This is a genomic window from Pseudomonas sp. RA_15y_Pfl2_54 (genome assembly GCF_963971015.1).
GTDB classification, from domain to species: Bacteria; Pseudomonadota; Gammaproteobacteria; order Pseudomonadales; family Pseudomonadaceae; genus Aquipseudomonas; species Aquipseudomonas baetica_A.
Genome location: NZ_CAXAPN010000009.1, coordinates 133,946 through 154,997, shown reverse-complemented (window position 1 = coordinate 154,997; position 21,052 = coordinate 133,946). Strand labels below are relative to the sequence as shown.

Annotated in this window: 19 protein-coding genes; 13 read left to right on the top strand and 6 right to left on the bottom strand. The window is 59.4% G+C overall.

Annotated features, from left to right (window positions below; all coding sequences use genetic code 11):
- Positions 1 to 89 precede the first annotated feature (89 nt).
- The 13 genes from atpE to AACY50_RS09270 all read left to right on the top strand — a co-directional run bounded on the left by atpE (position 90) and on the right by AACY50_RS09270 (position 13,901).
- Positions 90 to 347: a F0F1 ATP synthase subunit C gene (gene atpE / locus AACY50_RS09330; protein WP_003097235.1), complete on the top strand. Its 258-nt coding sequence runs from the start codon at positions 90 to 92 to the stop codon at positions 345 to 347.
- A gap of 59 nt (positions 348 to 406) precedes the next feature.
- Positions 407 to 877: a F0F1 ATP synthase subunit B gene (locus tag AACY50_RS09325; protein WP_221733261.1), complete on the top strand. Its 471-nt coding sequence runs from the start codon at positions 407 to 409 to the stop codon at positions 875 to 877.
- A gap of 12 nt (positions 878 to 889) precedes the next feature.
- Entirely contained in the window at positions 890 to 1,426 is a 537-nt protein-coding gene (locus AACY50_RS09320) for a F0F1 ATP synthase subunit delta (protein ID WP_007911956.1), read from the top strand.
- Positions 1,427 to 1,447: 21 nt separating this feature from the next.
- A complete protein-coding gene (atpA, locus tag AACY50_RS09315; RefSeq protein ID WP_016984064.1) occupies positions 1,448 to 2,992 on the top strand; it encodes a F0F1 ATP synthase subunit alpha in 1,545 nt (514 codons plus the stop codon).
- A gap of 50 nt (positions 2,993 to 3,042) precedes the next feature.
- Positions 3,043 to 3,903, top strand: a complete 861-nt coding sequence (atpG, locus tag AACY50_RS09310) for a F0F1 ATP synthase subunit gamma (RefSeq protein WP_007911960.1) — start codon at positions 3,043 to 3,045, stop codon at positions 3,901 to 3,903.
- Between the two features lie 27 nt (positions 3,904 to 3,930).
- Positions 3,931 to 5,310 carry a F0F1 ATP synthase subunit beta gene (gene atpD, locus AACY50_RS09305; protein WP_339431433.1) on the top strand — a complete coding sequence of 460 codons (1,380 nt, stop codon included), beginning with the start codon at positions 3,931 to 3,933 and terminating at the stop codon, positions 5,308 to 5,310.
- 45 nt (positions 5,311 to 5,355) lie between these two features.
- Positions 5,356 to 5,781, top strand: a complete 426-nt coding sequence (locus tag AACY50_RS09300; protein WP_339431434.1) for a F0F1 ATP synthase subunit epsilon — start codon at positions 5,356 to 5,358, stop codon at positions 5,779 to 5,781.
- A 117-nt stretch (positions 5,782 to 5,898) separates the two neighbouring features.
- A complete protein-coding gene (gene glmU / locus AACY50_RS09295) occupies positions 5,899 to 7,266 on the top strand; it encodes a bifunctional UDP-N-acetylglucosamine diphosphorylase/glucosamine-1-phosphate N-acetyltransferase GlmU (RefSeq protein WP_339431435.1) in 1,368 nt (455 codons plus the stop codon).
- Between the two features lie 214 nt (positions 7,267 to 7,480).
- Positions 7,481 to 8,257, top strand: coding sequence for a DeoR/GlpR family DNA-binding transcription regulator (locus AACY50_RS09290; RefSeq protein ID WP_339431436.1), 777 nt, complete (start codon positions 7,481 to 7,483; stop codon positions 8,255 to 8,257).
- Positions 8,258 to 8,259: 2 nt separating this feature from the next.
- Positions 8,260 to 10,092 carry a glutamine--fructose-6-phosphate transaminase (isomerizing) gene (gene glmS, locus AACY50_RS09285; RefSeq protein ID WP_339538481.1) on the top strand — a complete coding sequence of 611 codons (1,833 nt, stop codon included), beginning with the start codon at positions 8,260 to 8,262 and terminating at the stop codon, positions 10,090 to 10,092.
- Between the two features lie 75 nt (positions 10,093 to 10,167).
- Entirely contained in the window at positions 10,168 to 11,094 is a 927-nt protein-coding gene (locus tag AACY50_RS09280) for a LysR family transcriptional regulator (RefSeq protein WP_339431438.1), read from the top strand.
- Positions 11,095 to 11,198: 104 nt separating this feature from the next.
- On the top strand, positions 11,199 to 11,825 hold the full coding sequence (locus tag AACY50_RS09275) for a glutathione S-transferase family protein (RefSeq protein ID WP_339494122.1): 627 nt from the start codon (positions 11,199 to 11,201) through the stop codon (positions 11,823 to 11,825).
- Between the two features lie 45 nt (positions 11,826 to 11,870).
- Positions 11,871 to 13,901 carry a pyridoxamine 5'-phosphate oxidase family protein gene (locus AACY50_RS09270; RefSeq protein WP_339431440.1) on the top strand — a complete coding sequence of 677 codons (2,031 nt, stop codon included), beginning with the start codon at positions 11,871 to 11,873 and terminating at the stop codon, positions 13,899 to 13,901.
- 46 nt (positions 13,902 to 13,947) lie between these two features.
- Here AACY50_RS09270 and AACY50_RS09265 read toward each other — a convergent pair whose 3' ends face one another.
- Genes AACY50_RS09265 through AACY50_RS09240 form a run of 6 tightly spaced genes read right to left on the bottom strand, consistent with a single transcriptional unit; the run spans position 13,948 to position 21,050 of the window.
- On the bottom strand, positions 13,948 to 15,078 hold the full coding sequence (locus tag AACY50_RS09265) for a glycosyltransferase family 4 protein (RefSeq protein ID WP_339431441.1): 1,131 nt from the start codon (positions 15,076 to 15,078) through the stop codon (positions 13,948 to 13,950).
- Positions 15,079 to 16,209, bottom strand: coding sequence for a glycosyltransferase family 4 protein (locus tag AACY50_RS09260; RefSeq protein ID WP_339465121.1), 1,131 nt, complete (start codon positions 16,207 to 16,209; stop codon positions 15,079 to 15,081).
- A complete protein-coding gene (locus AACY50_RS09255) occupies positions 16,193 to 17,560 on the bottom strand; it encodes a glycosyltransferase family 4 protein (RefSeq protein WP_339538480.1) in 1,368 nt (455 codons plus the stop codon). The genes AACY50_RS09260 and AACY50_RS09255 overlap by 17 nt, the downstream gene beginning before the upstream one ends.
- Positions 17,557 to 18,810 (bottom strand): ABC transporter ATP-binding protein, encoded by a 1,254-nt coding sequence (locus AACY50_RS09250; RefSeq protein ID WP_339538479.1) that lies wholly within the window; start codon positions 18,808 to 18,810, stop codon positions 17,557 to 17,559. The genes AACY50_RS09255 and AACY50_RS09250 overlap by 4 nt, the downstream gene beginning before the upstream one ends.
- Positions 18,810 to 19,607: an ABC transporter permease gene (locus AACY50_RS09245; protein ID WP_339538478.1), complete on the bottom strand. Its 798-nt coding sequence runs from the start codon at positions 19,605 to 19,607 to the stop codon at positions 18,810 to 18,812. Before AACY50_RS09245 ends, AACY50_RS09250 begins: the two co-directional genes overlap by 1 nt.
- A complete protein-coding gene (locus AACY50_RS09240; protein WP_339431446.1) occupies positions 19,608 to 21,050 on the bottom strand; it encodes a mannose-1-phosphate guanylyltransferase/mannose-6-phosphate isomerase in 1,443 nt (480 codons plus the stop codon).
- Positions 21,051 to 21,052: the final 2 nt, after the last annotated feature.

The following is a 21,052-nucleotide window of genomic DNA, read 5'->3' as shown; positions in this document are numbered from 1 at the left end:
GGGGCTCTTCACAGGGCACCTGAAACGATTTGTTTTACCGCTTTAATCTAAAAAACCTAAACCATACGACGTAAAAGTCGGGAGGAAAGATGGAAACTGTAGTTGGTCTAACCGCTATCGCTGTTGCACTGTTGATCGGCCTGGGCGCACTGGGTACCGCAATTGGTTTCGGCCTGCTGGGCGGCAAGTTCCTGGAAGGCGCAGCGCGTCAGCCAGAAATGGTTCCAATGCTGCAAGTTAAAATGTTCATCGTTGCCGGTCTGCTCGACGCCGTAACCATGATCGGTGTTGGTATCGCTCTGTTCTTCACCTTTGCGAACCCGTTCGTTGGTCAGATCGCTGGCTAATTACCCGGATTCTTCCGAGTAATTTGATGTGATGGACAACGTAACTGCGAGGTGTTGGCGTGAACATTAATGCGACCCTGATTGGCCAGTCCGTTGCGTTCCTGATTTTTGTACTGTTCTGCATGAAGTTTGTATGGCCTCCGGTCATTACGGCACTGCACGAACGTCAAAAGAAGATCGCTGATGGCCTGGACGCTGCCAGCCGAGCAGCTCGCGACCTGGAGTTGGCCCAAGAAAAAGCGGGTCAGCAACTGCGCGAAGCGAAAGCTCAGGCAGCTGAAATCATCGAGCAAGCCAAGAAACGCGGTAACCAGATTGTCGAAGAGGCCGTTGAAAAGGCCCGTGTCGACGCTGACCGTGTGAAGGTTCAGGCTCAAGCCGAGATCGAACAGGAACTGAACAGTGTCAAAGACAAACTGCGCGCCCAAGTGGGCATGCTGGCTGTCGGCGGCGCCGAGAAGATCCTGGGTGCCACAATCGATCAAAACGCGCACGCAGAGCTGGTTAACCAACTGGCTGCTGAAATCTAAGCGAGGGCGATCATGGCAGAACTGACCACGTTGGCCCGACCTTACGCTAAGGCGGCCTTCGAGCACGCTCAGGCCCACCAGCAACTGGCCAATTGGTCAGCCATGCTCGGCCTGGCTGCAGCGGTGTCGCAAGACGACACCATGCAGCGCGTGCTCAAGGCCCCGCGACTGACGAGCGCAGAAAAGGCCGCCACGTTTATTGACGTGTGCGGCGACAAGTTTGATGCCAAGGCACAGAACTTCATCAATGTCGTTGCCGAAAACGACCGTCTCCCGCTTCTGCCGGAGATCGCCGCTCTTTTCGACCTGTACAAGGCTGAACAAGAGAAATCGGTAGACGTTGAAGTGACCAGTGCTTTTGCATTGAACCAAGAACAGCAAGACAAACTCGCCAAGGTTCTCAGTGCACGACTCAACCGGGAAGTGCGCCTGCAAGTTGCGGAGGATGCTGCCCTAATAGGTGGTGTCGTTATCCGCGCCGGCGACCTGGTTATCGATGGCTCGATTCGCGGCAAAATCGCGAAACTTGCCGAAGCATTGAAATCTTGAGTTTGAAGGGGCAGCAGAGCAATGCAGCAACTCAATCCTTCCGAAATAAGTGAAATTATCAAGGGCCGCATCGACAAGCTCGATGTGACCTCCCAAGCCCGTAACGAAGGCACTGTCGTCAGCGTATCTGACGGCATCGTGCGGATTCACGGTCTGGCCGACGTCATGTACGGCGAGATGATCGAGTTTCCGGGCGGCGTCTACGGTATGGCCCTCAACCTGGAGCAAGACTCCGTAGGTGCCGTTGTTTTGGGTGCTTACCAGTCTCTGGCTGAAGGCATGAGCGCCAAGTGCACAGGCCGCATCCTCGAAGTTCCGGTTGGTAAGGAACTGCTGGGTCGCGTAGTCGACGCACTGGGTAACCCTGTTGACGGCAAAGGTCCACTGGGCAACACCGAGACCGACGCGGTCGAGAAAGTTGCTCCGGGCGTGATCTGGCGTAAGTCGGTAGACCAGCCTGTACAGACTGGCTACAAGGCTGTCGATGCCATGATCCCTGTCGGCCGTGGCCAGCGTGAGCTGATCATCGGTGACCGTCAGATCGGTAAAACCGCTCTGGCGATCGACGCGATCATCAACCAGAAAGACAGCGGCATTTTCTGCGTCTACGTTGCTATCGGTCAGAAACAATCGACCATCGCCAATGTGGTTCGCAAGCTGGAAGAAAACGGCGCCCTGGCCAACACGATCATCGTGGCTGCCAGTGCTTCGGAATCTCCTGCGCTGCAATTCCTGGCACCGTACTCCGGTTGCACCATGGGTGAATTCTTCCGCGACCGCGGTGAAGACGCGCTGATCGTTTATGACGATCTGTCCAAGCAGGCAGTGGCTTACCGCCAGATTTCCCTGCTGCTGCGCCGTCCACCAGGCCGTGAAGCTTACCCAGGCGACGTGTTCTATCTCCACTCCCGCCTGCTGGAGCGCGCATCCCGCGTTTCGGAAGAATACGTAGAGAAGTTCACCAACGGAGCAGTGACCGGAAAAACCGGTTCCCTGACCGCACTGCCGATCATCGAAACCCAGGCTGGCGACGTTTCCGCGTTCGTTCCGACCAACGTGATTTCCATCACCGACGGTCAGATCTTCCTGGAATCGGCCATGTTCAATTCGGGCATCCGCCCTGCAGTGAACGCCGGTGTTTCGGTATCCCGTGTGGGTGGTGCTGCTCAGACCAAGATCATCAAGAAGCTGTCCGGTGGTATCCGTACCGCTCTGGCTCAGTACCGTGAACTGGCGGCATTCGCCCAGTTCGCTTCTGACCTGGACGAAGCGACCCGTAAGCAACTTGAGCATGGTCAGCGCGTTACCGAGCTGATGAAGCAGAAGCAATACGCACCAATGTCGATCGCTGACATGGCGCTGTCGCTGTATGCCGCTGAGCGTGGGTTCCTGACTGACATTGAAATCGCCAAGATCGGCAGCTTCGAACAAGCGCTGATTGCTTTCTTCAACCGCGATCACGCCGATTTGATGGCCAAGATCAACGTTAAAGGTGACTTCAATGACGAAATCGACGCTGGCATGAAAGCCGGTATCGAGAAGTTCAAGGCCACCCAAACCTGGTAAGCCGCAGCGGGAGCCGCGAGGCTCCCGCTTGCTAACCTGATAGGTGTTACATGGCAGGCGCAAAAGAGATTCGCAGTAAGATTGCGAGCATCAAAAGCACGCAAAAGATTACCAGCGCCATGGAAAAAGTGGCGGTCAGCAAAATGCGCAAGGCACAAATGCGCATGGCTGCTAGCCGTCCTTATGCGGAGCGTATCCGCCAGGTAATTGGGCATCTGGCCAACGCCAACCCGGAATACCGCCACCCGTTCATGATCGACCGCGAAATCAAGCGTGTCGGTTATGTCGTCGTGAGCAGTGACCGTGGTTTGTGCGGTGGCTTGAACACCAACCTGTTCAAGGCCCTGGTCAAGGACATGGCGGTAAACCGCGAAAACGGCGTCGAGATTGATCTGTGTGTTGTTGGTAGCAAGGGTGCGGCCTTTTTCCGCAACTTCGGCGGTAACGTCGTTGCAGCTATCAGCCACCTGGGTGAAGAGCCGTCGATCAATGATCTGATCGGCAGCGTCAAGGTGATGCTGGATGCCTACCTGGACGGCCGTATTGACCGCCTGTCCGTGGTGTCCAACAAGTTCATCAACACCATGACGCAACAGCCTACCGTGGAGCAGTTGATTCCACTGGTGGCCACCCCGGATCAGGATCTCAAGCACCACTGGGACTATCTCTACGAACCGGATGCCAAAGAGCTGCTTGATGGCTTGATGGTCCGCTACGTTGAGTCGCAGGTCTACCAGGCGGTGGTCGAGAACAACGCGGCTGAACAAGCTGCGCGGATGATCGCGATGAAGAACGCTACCGACAACGCCGGTGATTTGATCAGCGATTTGCAGCTGATCTACAACAAGGCGCGTCAGGCTGCGATCACCCAAGAGATCTCGGAAATCGTCGGCGGCGCTGCCGCGGTTTAACGGTTCAAATATTCAGAGGATCCAGCTATGAGTAGCGGACGTATCGTTCAAATCATCGGCGCCGTTATCGACGTGGAATTTCCACGCGACAGCGTACCGAGCATCTACAACGCGCTGACAGTTCAAAGCGCGGCCGGAACCACTCTGGAAGTTCAGCAGCAGCTGGGCGACGGCGTGGTTCGTACCATTGCGATGGGTTCCACCGAGGGCTTGAAGCGCGGTCTGGAAGTTACCGACTCTGGCGCAGCCATCTCCGTACCGGTCGGTAAAGCGACCCTGGGCCGGATCATGGACGTGCTCGGTAACCCGATCGACGAAGCTGGCCCGATCGACACCGAAGAACGTTGGGGCATTCACCGTCCAGCGCCTTCGTTCGCTGAACAGGCAGGCGGCAACGACCTGCTGGAAACCGGCATCAAGGTTATCGACCTGGTTTGCCCGTTTGCCAAAGGCGGTAAAGTCGGTCTGTTCGGTGGTGCCGGTGTAGGCAAAACCGTAAACATGATGGAACTGATCCGTAACATCGCCATCGAGCACAGCGGTTATTCCGTGTTCGCCGGTGTGGGTGAGCGTACTCGTGAGGGTAACGACTTCTACCACGAGATGAAGGACTCCAACGTTCTGGACAAAGTGGCACTGGTTTACGGTCAGATGAACGAGCCGCCGGGTAACCGTCTGCGCGTAGCACTGACTGGCCTGACCATGGCCGAGAAGTTCCGTGACGAAGGTAACGACGTTCTGCTGTTCGTCGACAACATCTATCGTTACACCCTGGCCGGTACTGAAGTATCCGCACTGCTGGGCCGTATGCCTTCGGCAGTAGGTTACCAGCCGACCCTGGCTGAAGAGATGGGCGTTCTGCAAGAACGTATCACTTCGACCAAGGAAGGTTCGATCACTTCGATCCAAGCGGTATACGTACCTGCGGATGACTTGACCGACCCGTCGCCTGCGACCACCTTCGCCCACTTGGACGCCACCGTCGTTCTGTCCCGTGACATCGCATCCCTGGGTATCTACCCGGCGGTAGATCCACTGGATTCGACTTCGCGCCAGCTGGACCCGAACGTAATCGGTCAGGATCACTACGACACCGCTCGCGGCGTTCAGTACGTTCTGCAACGTTACAAAGAGCTGAAAGACATCATCGCGATCCTGGGTATGGACGAGCTTTCGGAAGCCGACAAACAGTTGGTTAACCGTGCTCGTAAGATCCAGCGCTTCTTGTCGCAGCCGTTCTTCGTGGCTGAAGTCTTCACCGGTGCTTCGGGTAAATACGTTTCCCTGAAAGACACCATTGCTGGCTTCAAAGGCATCCTCAACGGTGACTACGACCACCTGCCAGAACAAGCGTTCTACATGGTTGGCGGCATCGAAGAAGCGATCGAGAAAGCCAAGAAACTGTAATCCCGGCGCCCGGCAACGGGCGCTAATTTAGGTTGAGGCAATCAGATGGCTATGACAGTCCATTGCGATATCGTCAGCGCGGAAGGGGAAATCTTTTCCGGCCTGGTCGAGATGGTGATTGCGCACGGTGCACTGGGTGATCTTGGTATCGCTCTGGGTCACGCGCCGCTGATCACTAATCTCAAGCCGGGTCCAATCCGCCTGATCAAGCAAGGCGGGGAAGCCGAGGTGTTTTACATCTCCGGTGGTTTCCTCGAGGTTCAGCCGAACATGGTCAAGGTGCTTGCCGACACTGTGCAACGTGCTGCCGACCTGGATGAAGCCTCCGCTCAGCAAGCCGTCCAGGCTGCCGAGAAGGCGTTGCATGAACGTGGCGCGGAGTTCGACTACGGCGCCGCTGCTACACGTCTGGCCGAGGCTGCAGCTCAGCTGCGCACCGTCCAGCAGATCCGCAAGAAGTTTGGCGGTTAATCCGTCAGTCACTTGTTGTGCGATTGATAAAAAAGGGTAGCCTCGGCTACCCTTTTTTCTTTTCCGATTTTTACAACCCGGTCGCAGTTGCTGACCACCCAGGATTGGTAGCCAGTCATGTCTCTCGAAATTGTTATCCTCGCGGCCGGTCAAGGCACTCGTATGCGTTCGGCGTTGCCGAAGGTCTTGCACCCGATTGCCGGCAATTCCATGTTGGGCCATGTTATCCACAGTGCCCGGCAACTTGATCCACAACGTATCCATGTAGTCATTGGCCACGGTGCCGATGTGGTACGTGAACGTCTGGCCGCTGATGATCTGAATTTCGTGCTGCAGGACAAGCAACTGGGCACCGGCCATGCGACCGCCCAGGCAGTGCCTTTCATTACTGCCGACACCGTGCTGATTCTTTACGGTGATGTGCCACTGATTGAAGTCGAGACCTTGCAACGCCTGCTCAAGCACGTCGTTCCAGGCCAGATGGGTTTGCTGACCGTCGAGTTGGACGATCCGACGGGCTATGGCCGCATCGTGCGCGACGCCGATGGCAAAGTCGCCGCCATCGTCGAGCACAAAGATGCCAGTCAAGCCCAACGTGCAATCACCGAAGGCAACACCGGCATTCTCGCCGTGCCAGCCAATCGTCTGGCCGACTGGATGAGCCGCCTGTCGAACAACAACGCGCAGGGCGAGTATTACCTGACGGACGTGATCGAAATGGCGGTCAACGACGGTCTGGTGGTGGCCACGGAACAGCCGCACGATCCGATGGAAGTGCAGGGCGCCAACGACCGCAAGCAACTGTCCGAACTGGAGCGTCATTACCAGTTGCGCGCCGGTCGCCGCCTGATGGCGCAGGGCGTTACCCTGCGTGACCCGGCACGTTTTGATGTGCGCGGCGAGGTGACCGTCGGTCGCGACGTACTGATCGATATCAACGTGATTCTCGAAGGCAACGTCGTTATTGAAGATGACGTGATGATTGGCCCGAATTGCGTGATCAAGGACAGTACGCTGCGCAAAGGCGTGATCGTCAAAGCCAACAGCCACATCGAAGGCGCGGTTCTCGGTGAAGGCAGCGATGCCGGCCCGTTTGCTCGCCTGCGTCCAGGCACTGTGCTGGAGGCCCGTGCCCATGTGGGTAACTTCGTTGAACTGAAAAACGCCCGTATGGGTGAGGGCGCCAAGGCTGGACATCTGACCTACCTGGGCGACGCCGAAATCGGTGCTCGCACCAACATAGGTGCCGGCACGATTACCTGTAACTACGATGGCGCCAACAAGTGGAAAACCGTGTTGGGCGAAGATGTGTTCATTGGTTCGAACAACTCATTGGTCGCACCTGTGGATATCTCCAGCGGTGCAACCACAGCGGCCGGTTCGACCATTACTCAAAATGTGGATAACGCGCAGTTGGCTGTTGGCCGTGCGCGGCAAAAGAACATCGATGGCTGGAAACGGCCGGAGAAGATCAAGAAGAGCTGAGTTATCCACAATGTTGTTCCATATGGGAGCGGGCTTGCTCGCGAACGTGGTGCATCAGGCACACAATCAGTGACTGATACGCCGCGTTCGCGAGCAAGCCCGCTCCCATTTTGGTTTGTGGCGCTCTCAAAAAAGTCGGCCCGCCGCTTGACGACCTTTCGGCAATAGGTTTTGATTGGTTCCGTTATCTTTCGAAACGAAACATTAAATCACCATGTCGAAACGCAACACACCCCAACGCCGCCACAACATACTGGCCTTGCTCAACGAGCAGGGCGAAGTGAGTGTGGATGAACTGGCCAAGCGCTTCGAAACTTCCGAAGTTACGATTCGCAAGGATCTCGCCGCGCTGGAAAGTCACGGTCTGTTGCTGCGTCGCTACGGCGGGGCGATCACCATGCCCCAGGAACTGGTCGCGGAAACTGCTCAGAGCGTTTCCAGATACAAGCAGGCGATTGCGCGTGCAGCGGTAAAACGAATCCGTGAACACGCACGCATCATCATCGACAGTGGCAGCACCACCGCCGCTATGATTCCCGAACTCGGCCAACAGCCGGGTCTGGTGGTGATGACCAACTCGCTGCACGTCGCCAGTGCTTTGAGTGAACTCGAACACGAGCCCGTGCTGCTGATGACCGGCGGCACCTGGGATCCGCATTCGGAATCCTTTCAGGGCCAGGTGGCCGAGCAGGTACTACGCTCTTACGACTTCGATCAGTTGTTCATTGGTGCCGACGGCATCGACCTGGTGCGCGGCACCACCACGTTCAATGAGCTGCTGGGTTTGAGCCGGGTGATGGCTGAAGTCGCGCGCGAAGTGATCGTGATGGTCGAGGCCGACAAGATCGGCCGAAAGATTCCCAACCTGGAGCTGCCATGGAGCAGCGTCCATACCCTCATTACCGATGATCGCCTGCCCCATGAGGCCCGCGATCAGATTCAGGCCCGCGGCATCACTTTGATTTGCGCGGCTGTCAGTCAGGAGAAATAAGCATGTGTGGAATTGTCGGCGCAGTGGCTGAACGTAATATCACCGCCATCCTGCTCGAAGGCCTCAAGCGCCTCGAATACCGTGGCTATGACAGCGCAGGTGTAGCGGTCTACACCAACGACGAAACCCTGGAGCGCATGCGTCGCCCGGGCAAAGTCAGCGAACTCGAAACCGCGTTGGCTGAGCATCCACTGATCGGCCGTCTCGGAATTGCCCACACCCGTTGGGCAACCCACGGCGCACCGTGTGAACGCAACGCCCACCCGCATTTCTCCGGTGACATCGCGGTGGTGCACAACGGCATCATCGAAAACCACGAAGCTCTGCGTGAACAACTCAAAGCGCTGGGTTACGTGTTTACTTCGGATACCGACACTGAAGTCATTGCCCACCTGCTCAGCGAAAAGCTCAAGGAGCAACCTGACCTGACCGCCGCCCTCAAAGCCACTGTTAAAGAACTGCACGGTGCTTACGGTCTGGCAGTGATCAATGCCAAGCAACCGGATTGTCTGGTCGCCGCCCGCAGTGGCAGTCCACTGGTGATCGGCCTGGGGCTGGGCGAGAACTTCCTCGCTTCCGATCAACTGGCGTTGCGCCAGGTCACAGACCGCTTCATGTACCTGGAAGAGGGCGATATCGCCGAAATTCGTCGTGATAACGTGCAGATCTGGGATGTTCAGGGCAACGCCGTCGAGCGCCAGACCGTGCAGTACAGCGACGGTGCCGAAGCAGCGGACAAGGGTGAGTTCCGTCACTACATGCTCAAGGAAATCCACGAGCAGCCGACCGTTGTTCAGCGCACCCTCGAAGGTCGTCTGAGCAATGATCAAGTGCTGGTACAGGCATTCGGCCCGCAAGCGGCCGAACTGTTCGCCAAAGTACGCAATGTGCAGATCGTGGCCTGCGGCACCAGTTATCACGCTGGTATGGTTGCGCGTTACTGGCTCGAAGAACTGGCTGGTATCCCTTGCCAGGTCGAAGTCGCCAGCGAGTTCCGCTACCGCAAAGTGGTGGTGCAGCCAGATACCTTGTTTGTCACGATCTCGCAGTCCGGCGAAACCGCCGACACCCTGGCCGCGCTGCGCAACGCCAAAGAGCTGGGCTTTCTCGCCAGCCTGGCGATCTGCAACGTCGGCATCAGTTCGCTGGTACGCGAATCCGACCTGACCCTGCTGACCCAGGCCGGGCGCGAAATCGGTGTCGCCTCGACCAAAGCCTTCACCACGCAATTGGTCGGTCTGTTGCTGCTGACCCTTTCGCTGGGCCAAGTGCGCGGCACGCTGGCCAAAGGCATTGAAGCCACGCTGGTGGAAGAACTGCGTCGCCTGCCAACCCGCCTGGGCGAAGCCCTGGCGATGGACAGCACGGTCGAGAAAGTCGCCGAACTGTTCGCCGAGAAGAACCATACCTTGTTCCTCGGTCGCGGTGCGCAATTCCCGGTCGCGATGGAAGGCGCCTTGAAACTCAAGGAGATCTCCTACATCCACGCCGAAGCCTATCCAGCCGGAGAGCTGAAGCACGGCCCGCTCGCGCTTGTGGATAACGACATGCCGGTGGTCACCGTAGCGCCGAACAACGAACTGCTGGAGAAGCTTAAGTCCAACCTGCAGGAAGTGCGTGCGCGTGGTGGCGAACTGGTCGTGTTCGCCGACGAAAAAGCCGGGATGACCAACGGCGAAGGCACCCACGTCGTGCAGATGCCGCACATCCACGACATCCTGTCGCCAATCCTCTACACCATTCCGCTACAACTGCTGTCGTACTACGTTGCTGTGCTCAAGGGCACGGACGTGGATCAGCCGCGTAACCTGGCGAAGTCGGTAACGGTGGAATAAGTTATCCACAGCTGAGTTCGACCCAAAAAAATCGCAGCTTCGGCTGCGATTTTTGTATCTGATTCGAGGGTATCCATGGATCGCTTCCAGGAAATGCAAGTCTTTGCCGCCGTCGCCAAGGAGCAGGGCTTTGCCGCCGCCGCACGGCATCTGGGCCTGTCCGCCGCCAGCGTCACCCGTGCTGTGGCCGCACTGGAGCAGCGCATCGGTACGCAATTGCTGATTCGAACCACGCGCAGCGTGCATTTGAGCGAGGCGGGGCAACGTTATCTGGAGGACTGTCGCAGAATTCTCGCCGAGGTGCAGGAAGCCGAGGATTCGGCTGCCGGCAGTCACGCCCAGCCCCGTGGGCAATTGACGGTGACGGCGCCGGTGTTGTTTGGCGAGTTGTTTGTCACGCCGGTGATGGCCGGTTATCTGGCGCAGTATCCGGACGTTTCGATCAATGCCCTGTTGCTCGATCGGGTGGTGAGCATGGTTGAGGAGGGTATCGATGTCGCGGTGCGCATCGGTGAACTGGCGGACAGCAATCAGCATGCGATTCGCGTGGGCGAGGTTCGGCGGGTGGTTTGCGGTTCGCCGCAATACCTGGCCGATCACGGCCGCCCCACGCATCCTCAGGCGTTGGCCGGTTTGCCCGTGGTGGCGACTTCGGCCACCGGCCAGATACGCACCTGGCCGTTTCTCGAACAGGGCGAACCATTGATCGTGCGCCCGGAGCCGCGTCTGGTAGTCACCGCCAATCAGGCTGCGATCACGGCCGCGTGTCTGGGACTGGGGCTGACCCGGGTGCTTTCCTATCAAGTGGCGAACAAGGTCGCGGCCGGCGAACTGGAAATCGTCCTCGCTGACTTCGAACTGCCGCCGCTGCCGATTCATGTGGTGTATCAGGGCGGGCGCAAGGCGCCGGCGCGGGTGCGCAGTTTTGTTGATTTCACGGTAAATGCTCTGCGTGAGCATCCGGGGCTGAAAAATGCCGCTTTATTGCATGAGAAGAAATAATCGATTGCAAATGCTGGTGATTCTGTTGCTTCAAGGATAGGTAGAAGATGGCCTCCATCAGCGCTGCCACCCTTGGGCGGTGCGATCATCCAGCGGAGTCGACCATGCAACCGATCAAACTCTACAACTTCCCTCGTTCCGGCCACGCCCACCGGGTTGAGCTGATGCTATCGCTGTTGCAACTGCCGACCGAACTGATCTTCGTCGATCTGGCCAAAGGCGAGCACAAACAGCCGGCGTATCTGGCGATCAACAGTTTCGGTCAGGTACCGGCCATTGATGACAATGGCGTGGTGTTGGCTGATTCCAACGCGATTCTGGTGTATCTGGCGCAGAAATATGGCAATGGCCGCTGGCTGCCAAGCGATCCGCTGGGCGCCGCACGGGTGCAGCGCTGGTTGTCGGCAGCCGCCGGGCCAATCGCCTTTGGCCCGGCGGCAGCACGGTTGATCACGGTGTTCGGGGCGAAACTCAATGCTGAAGAAGTGATTACCCGTGCGCACAACCTGCTCAAGGTGATGGAAGTCGAACTGGGCAACACACCGTATCTGGCGGGCAGCGAGCCGACCATCGCCGACGTGTCGGCCTACAGCTACATTGCCCACGCGCCGGAAGGCAACGTGTCGCTGGATGACTATGGCAACGTGCGCGCCTGGCTGGCTCGGGTCGAAGCACTGCCCGGTTTTGTCGGTATGCCGCGCACCGTCGCCGGTCTGCAAACCGCAGTCTGATGCTCATCATCCACACTGCGCCGCAGGGGCAGAGGAGAGGTCGTGATGGAACGTTCACCTTGGCACGCGGGCGAGCGGCAACTGCAAGAGCATGTGGGGGTGGCCGAGCGCATGGAAGCATTCGGGCGTAAGGTCATTCGTACCTGGATGCCGGACCAGCACCGTGAGTTCTATCAGCAATTGCCGTTCATGTTGTACGGCGCAGTGGATGCCGAGGGGCGTCCTTGGGCCAGCGTGCTGGAAGGTGCGCCGGGGTTCGCCCATTCGCCCGATCCGCAGCGCCTGCAATTTGCCAGCCTGCCCGCCGATGATGATCCGGCGCCGATTCGTCATGGAGAGCCGGTCGGTTTGCTCGGCATCGAGTTGCACACCCGTCGGCGCAACCGGCTCAATGGTCATGTCACTAATCTTGAGGCGAGCGGTTTCGACGTGACGGTGGATCAGGCCTTCGGCAACTGCCCGCAGTACATTCAGTTGCGCCAGTTTCAGCGGGTGCCGCTGACTGATCCCGCGTCGCGGCCGGCGCGGCATCTGGATGCGCTGGACGACGCGGGCGCCGCGTTGATCGCCAGCGCCGACACGTTCTTTATCGCCAGTTACGTCGATGTCGATGGCCAGCGATCAGTGGACGTTTCCCACCGTGGCGGTCAGGCCGGTTTCGTACGCGTAGAAGGCAATCGCCTGACCATCCCGGATTTTGCCGGCAACCTGCACTTCAACACCCTCGGCAATCTGCTGCTCAACCCCAAGGCTGGCTTGCTGTTCATCGACTTTTCCACAGGCGATTTGCTGCACCTGAGCGGCCGTACGGAAATCGTCCTCGATGGGCCACAGATCGAGGCTTTCCAGGGGGCCGAACGGCTGTGGACATTTGATGTGGAAAAACTGGTGCGGCGCCCGGCAGCGCTGGCCTTGCGCTGGCGCTTCGATGGCATGTCGCCCACCAGTCTGCTGACCGGCAACTGGGCCGAGGCCGATGCCCGTTTGCAGGCACAGGCGTTGGGTAACCGCTGGCGGCCGCTGCGGGTGGCGAAGATCGAGGCAGAAAGTCGCAACATCCGCTCCATTTACCTGGAGCCGGACGATGGCGCCGGTTTGCCGGTGTTTCTCGCGGGTCAGCATCTACCGCTGCGTTTTACTCTCGATGGCGAGGTGCACATCCGCACTTACAGCCTGTCGAGTGCGCCGTCGGATGGTTTTTACCGGATCAGTGTGAAGCGCGAAGGCCGCGTGTCGAGCCATTTGCATGAGCAGATCCAGGTGGGTGACGTGTTGGAGGCGCGAGCGCCGCAAGGGCATTTCACCGTGGCGCCGCTGGAACGCCGGCCGCTGGTGCTGTTGGCGGCCGGGGTCGGCATTACGCCGCTGCTGTCGATGCTGCGCGAAGTGGTTTATCAAGGTTTGCGCACGCGCAGGATTCGTCCGACGTGGTTGCTGCAGAGTTCGCGCAGCCTGGCCGATCAACCGTTTCGCAAGGAACTGGACCGTTTGTTGGACAGTGCGGGCGATGCGGTGCGGGTTCTGCGTTTGCTCAGTCAGCCGGAAGAAGATGCACACGAAGGTGAAGATTTTGACCTGCACGGGCGCATCGATGACGCGGTGCTGAGGAATCTGCTGGCGGTCGAGGATTACGATCAGATCGACTTTGTTCTGTGTGGCCCCGGCGCTTTCACCCAAGGTCTGTACGACAGCTTGCGCGAACTGGACGTGCGCGATGCACAGATCCACGCCGAGACTTTCGGCCCTTCGACCCTGAAGCGGCGTGCCGATGCGGACGCCATCACGATTGAGCAGCCCCCGGCCGCTACCACCTCCGTGCCCGTGGTGTTCGAACGCTCGGCCAAGGAGGCCCGTTGGCAACCGGACGGTGGCAGTTTGCTGGAGCTGGCGGAAAGTCGCGGATTGCGTCCGGAATTCAGTTGCCGTGGTGGTTCGTGCGGTACCTGCAAGACCCGGTTGGTCAGCGGTGCGGTGAATTATCCACAGCCCCCCGCCGATATCCCGGAAGAGGGACAGGTGCTGATTTGCTGTGCGGTGCCGGCGCAGAGCGAGCAACCGCTGGTGCTGGATCTTTAAACCCGATCCTCCATTCGCCACCGAGGAGACATGTTTCAAGCGAAAGTCAGGCGTAGGACAGCGATTTTTCTTCCAGCAGTTCCTGATAAAGCGCTGTCCACTTGCGGCCCATTTCATCGGCTGTGAATAACTGCCGGTAACGGGCCTGCGCCTTCACTCCCATCTCTGCAGCGCGCAGCGGGTTTTCCCACAGGGTGCGCATCGCCTCGCGAAATGCCTGTGGATGACTTGGCGGCACCACCAGTCCCGTCTCGTTGTGGATATTGATGTAGCTGGTGCCGGTGCCGATCTCGCTGGAGATCATCGGTTTGCCGTACATCGCGCCTTCCAGCAGCGAGATGCCGAACGCTTCGGAGCGCAGGTGCGACGGGAAGACAATCGTGTAGCTCAATTGCAGCAGTGCGACCTTGTCCTCATCCCCAAGGCGTCCGAGGAAATGAATGTTACGCAGCCCCAGCGCTGCTGCCTGGGCGTGCAGTGCCTGCTCCAGCGGCCCGGCGCCGACGATGACCACCGGATAGTCCACATCTTTCATGGCGTCGAGCAGGATGTGCAGGCCTTTGTAATAGCGCATCACCCCGACGAACAGGAAAAACTTATCCCCAAGCTTTTGCCGCCAGTGGTTCATCCGCTCACTGTCCGCCTGTGGATAACCTGCTTTGTTCAAGCCGTAGGGAATCACCCGGGTCTTGTCCTGAAACTGCTGCAGGACATCGCTGGTGTGCAGGTAATTGGGCGAGGCCGCGACAATACGGTCGGCACTGGCGAGGAAGCGGTTCATCAGTGGCCGGTAGAGTTTGAGCAGGTGTTTTTGACGAATGATGTCCGAGTGGTAGGTGACCACGCTGGGTTTCTTGATGGCGCTGGCGAAATGCACCAGGTCCATGAACGGCCACGGGAAGTGGTAATTGACCACGTCCGCCTCGGCGGCCATTTCGCGAAACTGCTTGAACACGCTCCAGGAAAACCCGGTTGAGGCGAACTGGATGTCGAGTTTGGCGCGGTGCACTTCGTGCTGACCCAGTTGCACCACCGGCGGATTCGGGTCGGCGCTGAGCGTCAGCACCTGGCCGTCGACACCGTGTTGGGCACCACTTTCGCACAGTTGGAAGATCACTTGCTCGATGCCGCCGACCGAATCAGGCAGGTACGTCTTGAAAAAATGAAGAACTCGCATTCAACCTCCCATGGCCTGGCGGTAGGCACCGGCCGTAGCCTGTGCACAACGTTCCCAGGAAAAAAGCCGTGACTGCTGTAATCCGGCTTCTCGGCATGCCTGCCAATGTGCTTGATCGTCGATCAGTCGGCTCATCACGTCACGCAAGCCGTCTGCATCGTCAGCTTCAATATAGTTGCCGGCAGCGCCCGCCACTTCCGGCATCGCCGAAGCGCGGGTGACCACCACCGGCGTGCCGCTGGCCATCGCTTCCAGCACAGGAAGGCCGAAGCCTTCGTACCGCGACGGAAAAATCAGCGCCCGGGCGCCGGCCAACAATTGCGCGACTTGTTCATCGGGCAGATAACCGAGCAGGCACACATGCCCGCTGGCCAGTGCCTGACGCAGTTCGTCGCTGAACTGTTCACGCTGCCAGCCGGCCATGCCGACGATCAGCAGCGGAAAACGTTCACGCACGGCGTTCGGCAGCAGGGCATGGGCGCGCAGAGCCAGGCTCAGGTTTTTGCGCGGCTCCAGAGTGCCGACACACAGGAAGTATTCACGCACCTCGACCGCATGGGCCTTGAGCACGGCGTCGAGGGTGTGCGCCTCACGCGGATGGAAACGCTCGCAGACACCCAGCGGCGCCACGATAAAACGCTCGGCCGGCAGCCCGAAATGTTCCTGGGCTTCGTCGGCAATGGCCTGCGAGTCGGTCAGAATCAGCCGCGCTTGCTGTACGCCAGCCGCCAGTCGCCGTTCGATTTCCTTGAGTCGCGCGGGCGGCTGAGTGTCGGGAAAATTCAGGTGCGTCAGGTCGTGTAGCGTGATCACGGTCGGACCGTCGAAGGCCAGGGGCCACAGGCTCGGCTCGTGATACAGGTCGATGCCTTGGGTGCGGCCCTGATCGAAGCGTTTTTGTTCCAGCCAGCGGCGCGCCTGATAAGCCCCGGGAATCTGCCGCAGCAGTGGCGTCAACCGCGAATAGCCGGGCATGGCCGCTTCCGGCAGCGCTGAACTCCAGCCCCAGCCGTGAAACAACGTCACTTCAACATCGGGTTCGTTGCGCAAAGCGTTGACCAGTTCGGCGACGTAATGGCCGATACCGGTGCGCGGCGCCTGGAGAATCCGTGCGTTAAGGGCAATGCGCATGTTGCCTCGCTTGCGCCGCTGGCGCCTGCTGCACATTGCGCACGCTGCGTTCAGCCAGTTGCGCGCTGGCTTCGCGCCAGCCGATCCATTGCCAATCGGCCACGTCGCGGGCGGCGGGGAACTGTCCGCTGCGCTGGAAGGTGTTGATCAGGTCGGCGAGGCTTTGCGGCTCCTGCAGATCGAAGTACGCCATGAACTCGCCGCCTATTTCGCGGAACACCGCAATGTCACTGCCCATCGCCGGCAAGCCGCGCTGCATGGCTTCCACCAGTGGCAGGCCGAAGCCTTCAACGAACGAGGGGAACACCAATGCACTGGCGTGGGCGTAAGCGTGTTCCAGGCTGGTGTCGTTCAGGTCGTTGAACATGAACAGTCGCCGGTTCAACTCGGGATGATTGCGCACCCGGGCGAGCAGGGCGTCGCACTTCCAGCCAATGCGCCCGGCAATGCACAGCCGCGCGGTCGAGCCGGTGGCCCAGGCGCGGTCGAAGGCGTCGAGCAGGTATTCGTGGTTCTTGCGCGGTTCGATGGTGCTGACCATCAAAAACACCGGCTCAGGATTGGCGAACAGCCGTTGCAGGGACGCGGCCACGGTGGCCTTGGCGCTGTGCAGATCCAGTTCGGAACCGAGGTGGAAGTAATCGAACCAGTGTTTGTCGGTGCGTTCTGCACCGATCCGGCGCTGTAGTTCTTCGCGCACTTGATCGCGCACGGTGGCGGAAATTGCCATGTAGCCGTCGGCGGTTCGGGTGATCCAGTCGAACCACTCACTGAAAACCCGCACCAGCCGCGTGTCGTAGAACTGCGGATGGGTCAGGGGGATCAGGTCGTAGATCACCGCAATGATCCCGACGCCCTCGCATTTGAGCCGTTCTACAGCCATGAAAAAATCCGAATGCCAGGACGAATCCAGTAGCACCAGTTGGTCGCCGGTCTGATGCTGCAAGGGTGAACAGCGTTTTGGCAGTTGGGTCCGATTGATCGCCCCGATAAAACGTAACGGCAGGCCAAATACACCGAAGGCCGTCAAGCGATACGAGACATACAGTGAGCGTCGCGCCAGTTTTGCTGTGCATTGGGCGTCGAGTCGTTGATGCCATTGCCCGAACCGATGGGCCATGCGTTCCAGGCGTTCGCCGAAACTGGCCAAGGCGTTGAACAGCGGGGTGTCCAGAGGTGCCAGGTGCTGTACGCGATAGAGTTGGCCGCGCAGCACAATGACTGGCACGCATTCGACGCCCTCGGCACTCGAAGGCAATTGCTTGATGACGTTGCGCACCACCCGCTGGATGCCCGAGTTGACCTTCGGGTGTTTGAACACATGGGTGCATTCCACCAGCAAGCGGGTCATGGCGCGCGCTCGGCAAGTCTGGCTTCGGTATGACGGGTAATCGTGGTTTGGGCGTTGAGCCACGAACAGCCGACGAAATCTTCCTGACGATTGTTGATGACGTGAAATACCAGGCCGTAGTCCCGCCATTCGAAGTTGCGATCCAGATGAGAGTCCAGACGCGACAGGCTCAGCGACACCGAATAGTTGCCCTTGCCCAGGCCCATGATGAACGCAAAGCGGTAGGTGAAGCGTTCGCCGGCACGCAGATCGGTCAGTGCCTTGTCCTGGCGATGGGTGTTGATGCCGTACATCATCTGGCCCAGACGATCCTTGAGGATGAAGCCCAGCACCAACCGCTCAATGTCCTTGCGCACCTCAACCTGGACTTCCAGCACCACCGGTTGACCGACTTCGGCGGCGTCGATGCTGTGATCCTGTTCATCCAGTAAGCGCACGCCAAGAATGGCCGCTTCACCGGTACCTGACACGGTCTGCACTTCGCCGCCGGCGAGCATTTCCTGACGCACGACCTGGCCTTCGCGTTCGGCCATCAACGCGTTGTAATAATCGAGCACCACTTCCGGTTTGTCGTACATGGCCATGCGGCCATCCTTGAGCAGGATCGCCGAGTCGCAGATCGATTGAATGGCTGAGCGATCGTGAGACACGATCAACAGGGTGGTGCCGGCCTTGCGAAAGCTGCGAATGCGCTCGAAGCTCTTGTGCTGGAAGTAGGCGTCACCCACTGACAGCGCTTCGTCGACGATCAGGATGTCCGGTCGGCGGGCGGTGGCGACGCTGAACGCCAGGCGCATCTGCATGCCGCTGGAGTAGGTACGCACCGGGTGGTCGATGGCCTCGCCAATCTCGGCGAAGTACTCGATTTCAGGCATCAGCGCTTCGATTTCTTCAAGCTGCATGCCCAGCAACTGCCCCGCCATGATCGCGTTCTGGCGACCGGTAAAGTCGGCGTGAAAGCCCATGCCCAGTTCCAGCAATGCCGCCACCCGGCCTTCGATTTCGATCTTGCCACCGGTGGGTTGCGTGGTGCCGGTGATCATCTTCAACAAGGTACTTTTGCCGGCACCGTTGGCGCCGACAATGCCCACCGCTTCGCCGGGTGCGATCTCGAATTCGACATCTCGCAGCACCCAGTGCTGATGATGGCGCAGAGGCGAGAACGGAATCAGCCACTCGGCCAGGCGCGCCCAGCGGTTGGGGTATTGCTTGTAGGCCTTGCTCAGGCCGGTCACACGGATATGCCCCATCAGAGTTCATCCACCATTTCGCCGACGCGCTGGCGAAACAGCCGCAGGCCGATGACACACAACAACGCGCCCGCGACGAAAATCGGCAGCAGCGAACTCCAGACCGGCCACTGCCCGTAAAGGAACAGATTCTGATAGCTGGCAATCAGGTTGGTCAGCGGGTTGAGCTGCAACAGATGCTGAACCCATTCCGGAAGGATGCTCATCGGGTACACGATCGGTGTGAGCCAGAACCAGAATTGCAGGCAGATCGCGAAGAGCTGGCCGACATCACGAAAGAACACGTTGAGTACGCCAAGCACCATTCCCAGGCCGGCACAGAACATCATTTGCAGGAGGATCAGCGGCAACAGCGCCAGCAAGGCCATGCCCGGCCAGCGCCCGGAGACCAGCAGAAAGCCCAGAAACAGACCGATGATGATCGCGAAGTTGATCCCGGCATTGATCAGCACGATCACTGGCAGGCAGATCCGCGGGAAGCTGATTTTCTTCAGCAGGTTGGCGTTGTCCAGAAACATGGTCTGGCTGCGCAGGGTGATTTCCGAAAACAGTCCCCACGCCAGCAGCCCGGCGCAGAGGTAGACGCTGTAGGCCATGCTGTCGTCCACACCCGGCAGTCGCGCGCGCATGATGTGGGAAAAGATCACGGTGTAGACGACGATCATCGACAACGGGTTGAAGATCGGCCACAACGCACCGAACAGCGAATTGCGATAGCGCGCTTGAAACTCTCGCTTGACGCTACCGAGGATGAATCCGCGGTAGCTGTGCAGCGAGCGGTACAGGGAAAACAGCATTCAAACCGTCCTGCCGTAGTGGTCTTCGAAGCGAACGATGTCGTCCTCTCCCAGGTATTCGCCGCTTTGCACTTCGATGATCACCAGGTCGATCACCCCGGGATTTTCCAGGCGATGGCGGTGGCCGGCGGCAATGAACGTCGATTCGTTCTTGGCCACCAGCGTCGTGCCGGAGCCATTATTGGTGACCTTGGCCATGCCTTCGACCACCACCCAGTGCTCGTTGCGGTGATGGTGCATTTGCAGGGACAGCTTGCCGCCGGGTTTGACCACGATGCGTTTGATCTTGAAGCGCGGGCCTTCCTCAAGGACGGTGTAGGTGCCCCACGGACGGCTGACCGTACGGTGCAGGCGATAGGCTTCGTGGGATTTGTCCTTGAGCTGCTTGGCGACGCGCCGCACATCCTGTGCACGGTCGGCGTGGGCGATCAGCACGGCATCGGCGGTGTCGACCACAATAAGGTTATCCACCCCCACGGCGGCGACCAGTCGGCCCTCGCTCTGGACGAAGTTGTTGTGGCTGTCGATGAAGATTGCTTCGCCGCTGGCGCGGTTGTTGTCGGCATCGGCCGGGACCAGCGCCGCGACGGCGCCCCACGAACCGATGTCGCTCCAGTCGAAACCGGCAGGCACGACCACGACTTTTTCCGAGCGCTCCATCAACGCGTAGTCGATGGAGATGTCGGTGATTTCAGCGAACAGCGCAGGCGACAGTTCCTGTTGCAGGCAGCCGACGGTCTCCACCGGGACGCTGGCGGCCATGCAGGCGCGGGTCTGCTCCAGCAGTTGCGGCGCGTGCAGTTGCAGCTCGGCGATCACCGCAGCGGTGGTGAAGCAGAACATGCCGGAGTTCCACAGGAAGTTGCCGCTCTCCAGGTAATGCGTAGCGGTTTGCAGGTCGGGTTTTTCCACGAAGCGCTGCACTTTGGCCGCGCCTTTGGCGTCCAGTGGCGCACCGGTTTCGATATAGCCGAAGCCGGTTTCCGGTGCGGTCGGCAGCACGCCGAAGGTCACCAGGTAACCGTCCTTCGCCAGATTCACCGCGTGCTCGACGGCCGTCTTGAGCGCGTCCTGATTGACGATCAAATGGTCGGCCGGCATTACCACCATGATCGCCTCGTCGCCATGCAACGCTTGCAGCGACAGGGCGGCGGCTGCGATGGCCGGGGCCGTGTTGCGTCCGGTCGGCTCCAGCAGAAAGTGCCCGCGATGGCGCGACACGTGGGCGGCGCCATAGTGGTCTTTGCTCTGGAAGTAGTACTCGCGGTTGGTCACCGTGACGATGTCACCCCAGCCGTCCAGCAACGCCGCTGCACGCTGATAGGTCTTGCCCAGCAGCGACTGGCCGTCGGGCAGGGTCATGAACGGCTTGGGATGGCCCTCGCGGGACACCGGCCACAAACGGGTACCGGCACCGCCGGACAGAATCACGGGGATCAGCATGG

Excerpts from the sequence above, each read along its gene's own strand:
- atpE (WP_003097235.1), top strand. The coding sequence starts at position 90 with ATGGAAACTGTAGTTGGTCTAACCGCTATCGCTGTTGCACTGTTGATC.
- AACY50_RS09320 (WP_007911956.1), top strand. The coding sequence starts at position 890 with ATGGCAGAACTGACCACGTTGGCCCGACCTTACGCTAAGGCGGCCTTC.
- atpA (WP_016984064.1), top strand. The coding sequence starts at position 1,448 with ATGCAGCAACTCAATCCTTCCGAAATAAGTGAAATTATCAAGGGCCGC.
- atpG (WP_007911960.1), top strand. The coding sequence starts at position 3,043 with ATGGCAGGCGCAAAAGAGATTCGCAGTAAGATTGCGAGCATCAAAAGC.
- atpD (WP_339431433.1), top strand. The coding sequence starts at position 3,931 with ATGAGTAGCGGACGTATCGTTCAAATCATCGGCGCCGTTATCGACGTG.
- AACY50_RS09300 (WP_339431434.1), top strand. The coding sequence starts at position 5,356 with ATGGCTATGACAGTCCATTGCGATATCGTCAGCGCGGAAGGGGAAATC.
- glmU (WP_339431435.1), top strand. The coding sequence starts at position 5,899 with ATGTCTCTCGAAATTGTTATCCTCGCGGCCGGTCAAGGCACTCGTATG.
- AACY50_RS09290 (WP_339431436.1), top strand. The coding sequence starts at position 7,481 with ATGTCGAAACGCAACACACCCCAACGCCGCCACAACATACTGGCCTTG.
- glmS (WP_339538481.1), top strand. The coding sequence starts at position 8,260 with ATGTGTGGAATTGTCGGCGCAGTGGCTGAACGTAATATCACCGCCATC.
- AACY50_RS09280 (WP_339431438.1), top strand. The coding sequence starts at position 10,168 with ATGGATCGCTTCCAGGAAATGCAAGTCTTTGCCGCCGTCGCCAAGGAG.
- AACY50_RS09275 (WP_339494122.1), top strand. The coding sequence starts at position 11,199 with ATGCAACCGATCAAACTCTACAACTTCCCTCGTTCCGGCCACGCCCAC.
- AACY50_RS09270 (WP_339431440.1), top strand. The coding sequence starts at position 11,871 with ATGGAACGTTCACCTTGGCACGCGGGCGAGCGGCAACTGCAAGAGCAT.
- AACY50_RS09265 (WP_339431441.1), bottom strand. The coding sequence starts at position 15,078 with ATGCGAGTTCTTCATTTTTTCAAGACGTACCTGCCTGATTCGGTCGGC.
- AACY50_RS09260 (WP_339465121.1), bottom strand. The coding sequence starts at position 16,209 with ATGCGCATTGCCCTTAACGCACGGATTCTCCAGGCGCCGCGCACCGGT.
- AACY50_RS09255 (WP_339538480.1), bottom strand. The coding sequence starts at position 17,560 with ATGACCCGCTTGCTGGTGGAATGCACCCATGTGTTCAAACACCCGAAG.
- AACY50_RS09250 (WP_339538479.1), bottom strand. The coding sequence starts at position 18,810 with ATGGGGCATATCCGTGTGACCGGCCTGAGCAAGGCCTACAAGCAATAC.
- AACY50_RS09245 (WP_339538478.1), bottom strand. The coding sequence starts at position 19,607 with ATGCTGTTTTCCCTGTACCGCTCGCTGCACAGCTACCGCGGATTCATC.
- AACY50_RS09240 (WP_339431446.1), bottom strand. The coding sequence starts at position 21,050 with ATGCTGATCCCCGTGATTCTGTCCGGCGGTGCCGGTACCCGTTTGTGG.